This window comes from Actinomyces succiniciruminis, assembly GCF_900002405.1.
In the GTDB taxonomy this organism is placed as follows: Bacteria; Actinomycetota; Actinomycetes; order Actinomycetales; family Actinomycetaceae; genus Actinomyces; species Actinomyces succiniciruminis.
Genome location: NZ_LK995510.1, coordinates 31541 through 37845 on the forward strand (window position 1 = coordinate 31541; position 6305 = coordinate 37845).

Below are 6305 nucleotides of genomic sequence, written 5' to 3' on the forward strand. Positions count from 1 at the left end.
AACCCGCCGATCACGACGACGGCGGTGGCGGGTATGCCGCTGTCCCAAGCGGGGGCGGCGTCCGGGGTGGCGGCATCCAGCCGGCAGGTTGGCATCGCGCTGGGGGTGGCCCTGGCCGGGCTAGTCTCCGGCAACGGCGGTCTGACTCTGGTCTCGGCCCGCTCCATCTGGGTGCTGATGGCGCTGGCGGGCGCGCTAATCACTGCCCTCGGCCTACTCGCGGCCACCCCCTGGGCGCGCCGCACGGTCGACGATCTGGGCCCCCTGTTCGAGCCCGGGCACTGACGCCGGTCAGGCCGAGGTGTTCTCGTTCTGCAGCACGCCGGCGCTGTCGCCACCCTCGGAGGTGGCACCGCCGTCGGAACCGCCGGTGGCGTCGTCGTTGGGCGTGGTGCGTCCGGCACCGCCGCCCTGTTCCCCCCGTCCACCGGGCATCTGGCCGCCGCCCGGCATTTGGCCATCACCCGGCCCACCCTGCCGCGGGTCGAAGTCGCTGCGCTCGCTGCCGGCCGGGGCCTGGTCGGGCGAGAGCAGCTCGTTCGTGCCCCAGCCGGCACCGAAGGCGGCCGCGGCGAGAGCGACCACGGCGACGACGGCGACCCAGGCGCGCCGGTACCAGGGACGCTGCCGCTTGGTCCGTGCGGGAGCGGCGTCGTTCGTCAAGCCCGCGTCGGCCCCATCGGCCGACGTCGGGTGCTGCGTGGAGGCGTCGGGGGTGGGGATGCGGGCGGTGACGTCGAAGTCGTCGGGCCTGGGCTCGGTCATCTGAGTCCTTTCGGTACGTGGTGGGCCTCGCAGTGTCAAGGCGAGGCCGAAGCTAGGCACCGCCGCTGAATCGTCCACGTACCGGCGCTGTGGCGCAGCTGTGTATTGGGCGCGCCGCCTCAGTCGCGGGCCACCACCGTGTTGGAGGCCTGCGCCCGGGGGCGCACGATGAGTGAGTCGATGTTGACGTGTGCGGGCCGCTCCAGCGCCCACACGATGCACTCGGCAATGTCCTCGGCCACCAGGGGCTCGGCGACGCCCGCGTAGACGGCGGCCGCACGCTCCCTGTCGCCGTGGTAGCGGTTCAGGGAGAACTCGGGAGTCGCCACCATTCCCGGGGCGATCTCGATGACGCGCACGGGCTCGCCGACCAGTTCCAGACGCAGGGTGTTGGCGATGATCCGTTCGGCATGCTTGGCGGCCACGTAACCCCCGCCCCCGGGGTAGGTGTCGTGCGCCGCGGTGGAGGTGAGGAACACCAGGTCGCCGCCCCGCTCACGCATTTCCGGCAGGAACGCCTGGGTGACCCGCAGCGCCGCCAGGACGTTGCGCTCGTACATGGTGGCCCATTCCTCGACGCTGCCCGCAGCCACCGGATCCGCGCCCAGAGCACCGCCGGCATTGTTGACGACGGCGTCGACCGGACCGCCGGCCTGCACCTGCTCGACCAGGCGCGCGACGTCGGCGGGCTGCTGCAGGTCGGCAGCCACCCAGGTGCAGCCGGTCTCCTCACTCAGGGCGGCCAGGCGCTCGCTGCGTCGGGCGGTGGCGACCACCTCCCAACCGTGGGCGCGCAGCAGGCGGACGGTGGCTGCGCCGATGCCGGTGGAGGCCCCGGTGACCAGGGCGCGACGCGAAGTAGGGAACGAAACTGGGGTGGAAGTGACTTGGCTCATGCCGCCATTGTCCCCTTTCACCGGGTCTTCGGGGCTCTTCGTGTTTGTGGGTGTGGTGGTTCGGGTCGGGGCTGCGATGCCGGTGGTCGTTATCGGGCGAAGGAGGACGTTTTCGGGTGCGGGAGGTCGTACTCGGGGCGGCGGTGCTGGCGACCGCGGGCGATTCGTCGGAGGCGTTGGAGTCATGTGGGCGCCGACGGAGCCGGACCCAAGAACCGCGAGCGCCTACCGGTCGTCTACTAGTCTGGAGGCATGACGGTCTACGGCTTCATCGGTGCGGGCAATATGGCGGAAGCGATCGTGCGCGGCACCATCGCGGCGGGCACGCCCACCACCGACGTGCTGCTGACCAGCGCACACGACTCCGCCTCCCGCCTGGCCGCCGCCACCGGGGCGCGGCACGTCCCGGCGCCGGCGGACCTGGTGGCGGCCAGTGATGTGGTGGTGCTCGCGGTCAAGCCGCACGTGGTGCCGGAAGTGCTGGAGTCCCTCGCCGACGCGCTGGCCGCCCGCCGCCCGCTGGTGCTCTCGATTGCGGCGGGGCTGAGCACCGAGCGCCTGGCACAGATGCTGCCCCCGGGGGCCCGCGTGGTGCGGGCCATGCCGAATATGGCGGCGGCGGTGGGCCAGTCCATGACCGCCCTGGCGGCGGGTGCCACAGCCGGCGCCGCCGACCTGGAGACCGCGCGTGCCCTCATGAGCACCGTGGGCCGCACCGTGGTGCTGGCGGAGAAGGACTTCTCGGCGTTCACCGCGCTGGCGGGCTCCTCCCCCGCCTTCGTGTTCCAGTTCATCGAGGCACTGGCGCGCGGCGGAGTGGCCGCCGGCATTCCCAAGGCGCAGGCGGTTCAGATCGTCACCCAGGCGGTACTCGGCTCGGCCCTGACCGTGCAAGCCGAGGCGGCCGACGCCGGGGACGCCGGGCGCGGCCGTACTCCCGCCGACCTGATCGACGCCGTCTCCTCTCCCGGCGGCACGACGGTGGCGGGGCTGGTGGCGCTGGAGCGGGCGGGTTTCTCCGCCGCGGTTGTCGACGGCGTGCAGGCGACCATTGCCCGGGATCGGGCGCTGGGCGCTTAATCTCTCACGCGTGCGCCGTGCACGCACCCCTGCAAAGCCGCTAAGCTGGCACCACTTGCCCTGTCCGTTACCGGATCCGTACCTGTTCCTGATCATCTTGTTCCTGACCGTTTACCTCCTGATACCTGCCCATTCCTGACCGCTGCCCCGGTGAAGCCTCCGAAAGGGGAACTCCTATGGCGAACCAGGCGACCCTGAGCACCTGGAAGCAACCACGCACCTTCTATGCCCGCTACGGCAAGCGCGCCCTGGACGTGGGCGCCGCCCTCGCCGTCATGCCGGTGCTGGGAGTGCTGACCGTCGGCGTCGGCGCCGCCATCAAGCTCGACGACGGCGGCCCCATCTTCTACCGGCAGGAGCGCTGGGGACGCCACGGCCGCCCCTTCAAGATCTTCAAGTTCCGCTCCATGTCCGTGGGCGCACCCGATATCCGCAACGCGGACTCCTCCTCCGTCGCCTCCCGCACCGATACCCGCGTGACCCGTGTGGGCCGTTTCCTGCGCACCACCTCCGTCGACGAGGTGCCCCAGTTCCTCAACGTCCTGAACGGCACCATGAGTCTGATCGGGCCGCGCCCCAACCTGGCGACCAAGCCGCTGGAGCGCATGGGCGCGGACGAGCGGCGGCGACTCACGGTCAGGCCCGGCATCACCGGTTACAACCAGGCCTTCTACCGCAACTCCACCACCCTGCCCGAGCGCTACGCCGCCGACTGCTACTACGTCGATCACCTGTCCTTCGGCCTGGATCTGCGCATCGTGCTCAAAACCATCCAGACCGTGCTCACCGGCAAGTCCGTCTACTCCGACGCCAAGGAAACCGCCTGAGAACCGGCGTCAAGGAAACCAAGGAGCCACTTCATGACCGTCCCTGAAACCCCCGCCATCCAGCCCCACGCGGACGCCGACCAGTCGACGCGCCCCGCCGCCGAACGCCCACCGGTGCTGATCCTGGGTGGTTCTCCGCTCCAGGTGCCGATGATCCGCAGGGCCCGCGACCTGGGACTGCGCACGCTGGTCGTGGACGCCAACCCCAACGTTCCCGGCGCCGCGCTGGCGGACGAGTTCGCCGCCGTGTCCACCACCGACGTGGAGGGGCTGCTGGCCCTTACACGCGACCGCGAGCTGGCGGGGGTCACCTCTGTGGGCACGGACCGGCCGGTGCGGGCCATGGCGGCCGTCGCCCAGGCTCACGGCCTGCCCGCCGTCTCGCCGGACACGGCCGCGGCGTGTACCGACAAGGCGCTGATGCTTCAGGCCGTCGCCCGCGCGGGCGTACCCCACCCGCGCTTCGCCCTGGCCACCGACCTGGACGAGCTGCGCGCCGCCGTCGCCCAGGTGGGCCTGCCCTGCATCGTCAAGCCGCTGGACTCCTCCGGGTCCCGCGGGGTAGTGCAGGTGGACAGCGAGGCAGACCTGGCCCGGGCACTGGACTATGCCCTGGCTCCCTCCTACGAGCCAACCGTGATCGTGGAGGAGCTGCTGGTGGGGCGGGAGATCAGCTGCGAGGTGCTGTGCGTGGACGGTACGTACCACGTGGTCGCCACCACGGACAAGGACACCACCGGCAGCCCCCACTTCATTGAGACCGGCCACACCCAGCCCGCCGACCTGGACGCCGACACCCTGACCGCCGCCCATGCCCTGGTGGCCCAGTGCCTGGCCGCCGTGGACATGCACTTCGGCCCCGCCCACGTGGAGATGATGCTGACGGACAATGGGCCCGTGCTCATTGAGTTCGGCTGCCGCATGGCCGGCGACTTCGTCTCCTCCCATGTGGTCCCCGGCTCCACCGGCATCGACTTCATCGGCCTGGTGCTGCGGCAGGCCTGCGGGGAGAAGATCGAGGTGCCGGCCTCCTCCGGACGGGCCGCCGCCATTCGCTTCCTGACCGCCCCCGAGGGCGTGCTGCGCGCCTTCCACGGGGTGGAGGAGGCGCGCGCCGTCCCCGGCGTCGACGCCGTCATCACCCTGGCGCAGCCCGGCGAGGCCATCGCCCCGCTGCACTCCAGCACGGATCGCCTGGGCGTGGTGGTTGCCTCCGCCCCCGACCGCGTCACCGCCGTCGCCGCCTGCGAGCGGGCCCGCGACCTGATCCGCATCGAGGTCGACGCGCAGCTCCCCTCCCCCGCCGCCACGCCGGCGGCGGCCTCCCCCGGCCCCGCCTCCTCGACGCCGGGCGACCTGCCCGCACGGGGCCGCCGCGTGCTGATCATCGGCGCCGGCCGCGGCCAGTTGGGGCTGATCCGCGCCGTCAAGCGCCTGGGAGCCACCGCAGTGGTCGCCAGCCTCACCGCCGGGCCGCCTCCGGGACTCAAGGAGGCCGATGAGGCCATCGACGTGAACCTGCTCGACCCGGACGCGGTGGCCCGGGAGGCCCGCCTGGCCGGGGTCGACGCCGTCGCCACCAGCTGCCTGGACACGGGCCTGGAGGCGCTGGGCGCGGTGGTCGACGAGCTGGGGCTACGCGGTATCGGCCGCGCCGCCGCCCGGCTGTGCATGGACAAGCTGGCCATGAAGCGCCGCCTGGTCGACCGCGGCGTATCCACCGCCCCCTTCCGGGAGGTCACCAGCCGCGATGAACTGGACGCCGCCCTGGCCGCCGTCGGTCTGCCGGCCATGGTCAAGGCTGCCGACCTGCAGGGCTCATCCGGCGTGTTCAAGGTGGCCTCACCCGACCAGGCCCGCGCCGCCTTCGATCGCGCCCACGCCCTCAGCCGCCACGGCACGGTGATCGTCGAACGCTTCCTGGACGGCCGCGAGTTCGGCGCACAGGCGCTGGTGCACGACGGCGAGCTGATACACGTCACCGTCCACGGCGACGACCTGGCCGTCGGCCTGCCGATCCCCATCGGCCACCACGTGCCCCTCGACGACGCCGACCTGGCCGCCCAGGCTCGCGAGGTCACGGCCGCGGCGGTGGCGGCGCTGGGTCTGGACGACTGCGCCGTCAACATCGACCTGATGGCCTGCGACGGCCAGGTGTACGTGATCGAGCTGACCGGCCGGGCCGGGGCCAACGGACTGCCCGAGTTGATGGGTGCGGTGCACGGCCTGGACTACTACGAGCTGGTGGCCCGGGAGGCGCTTGACCTGGACGTGCCCGGCACCTGGGCGCGGCGCGAACCCGGGCCGGGCGCCGCCCTGGCACTGATGCTCACGGACCCTGACGCCCACGGCACCATCGCCGACGTGCTGGTGCCCCGGGACCTGCCCGACTGGGCGGTGGACCTGAGCCTGTTCCGCGGCCCGGGCGACCGCATCGACGGCTTCGCCTCCTCCAATGACTGTCTGGGACAGGTGGTGGTGCGCGGGCACGACCTGGAGCAGTGTCGGCAGCGGGCCGCCGCCCTGGCCGCCCAGGTGACCTTCCGACTGCAGGAGGCGGCATGAAGCGACTTATCATCCTGGCGAACGCCTTCCCCTGGGGCAACTGGGAGCCGTTCCTGGCGACCGAGCTGGAGTACCTGACCGGTTTCGACCAGGTGGACATCATGTCTCTGTCGGTACGGGAGGACCAGCGCGCCAACGTGCGCCCGCTGCCGGCGGGCATGCGCGCGCATGC

General features: G+C 72.0%; 5 protein-coding genes and 1 pseudogene. 4 read left to right on the forward strand and 2 right to left on the reverse strand.

Going from position 1 to position 6305, the window contains the following annotated elements; genetic code table 11:
• Nucleotides 1-285, forward strand: a pseudogene (locus BN1056_RS08210) (hypothetical protein); the annotation flags it as partial.
• A gap of 6 nt (nucleotides 286-291) precedes the next feature.
• Here BN1056_RS08210 and BN1056_RS08215 read toward each other — a convergent pair.
• Together BN1056_RS08215 and BN1056_RS08220 are read right to left on the reverse strand one after the other, a co-directional pair.
• Nucleotides 292-765 carry a hypothetical protein gene (locus BN1056_RS08215; protein ID WP_210580306.1) on the reverse strand — a complete coding sequence of 158 codons (474 nt, stop codon included), beginning with the start codon at nucleotides 763-765 and terminating at the stop codon, nucleotides 292-294.
• Between the two features lie 119 nt (nucleotides 766-884).
• Entirely contained in the window at nucleotides 885-1661 is a 777-nt protein-coding gene (locus BN1056_RS08220) for an SDR family NAD(P)-dependent oxidoreductase (RefSeq protein ID WP_210580308.1), read from the reverse strand.
• Between the two features lie 252 nt (nucleotides 1662-1913).
• On the opposite strand from BN1056_RS08220, the gene proC reads away from it, so the two are divergent.
• The 3 genes from proC (at nucleotide 1914) to BN1056_RS08235 (ending at nucleotide 6133) form a co-directional block, all read left to right on the forward strand.
• Complete coding sequence (gene proC, locus BN1056_RS08225; RefSeq protein WP_210580310.1) at nucleotides 1914-2741, forward strand: pyrroline-5-carboxylate reductase; 828 nt, start codon at nucleotides 1914-1916, stop codon at nucleotides 2739-2741.
• A gap of 176 nt (nucleotides 2742-2917) precedes the next feature.
• Nucleotides 2918-3568, forward strand: a complete 651-nt coding sequence (locus BN1056_RS08230; protein WP_073332802.1) for a sugar transferase — start codon at nucleotides 2918-2920, stop codon at nucleotides 3566-3568.
• A 33-nt stretch (nucleotides 3569-3601) separates the two neighbouring features.
• Entirely contained in the window at nucleotides 3602-6133 is a 2532-nt protein-coding gene (locus BN1056_RS08235) for an ATP-grasp domain-containing protein (RefSeq protein ID WP_210580312.1), read from the forward strand.
• Nucleotides 6134-6305: the final 172 nt, after the last annotated feature.

What these genes read in the sequence shown, in the direction of transcription:
- BN1056_RS08215 (WP_210580306.1), bottom strand. Translation starts at nt 765, where the DNA reads ATGACCGAGCCCAGGCCCGACGACTTCGACGTCACCGCCCGCATCCCC.
- BN1056_RS08220 (WP_210580308.1), bottom strand. Translation starts at nt 1,661, where the DNA reads ATGAGCCAAGTCACTTCCACCCCAGTTTCGTTCCCTACTTCGCGTCGC.
- proC (WP_210580310.1), top strand. Translation starts at nt 1,914, where the DNA reads ATGACGGTCTACGGCTTCATCGGTGCGGGCAATATGGCGGAAGCGATC.
- BN1056_RS08230 (WP_073332802.1), top strand. Translation starts at nt 2,918, where the DNA reads ATGGCGAACCAGGCGACCCTGAGCACCTGGAAGCAACCACGCACCTTC.
- BN1056_RS08235 (WP_210580312.1), top strand. Translation starts at nt 3,602, where the DNA reads ATGACCGTCCCTGAAACCCCCGCCATCCAGCCCCACGCGGACGCCGAC.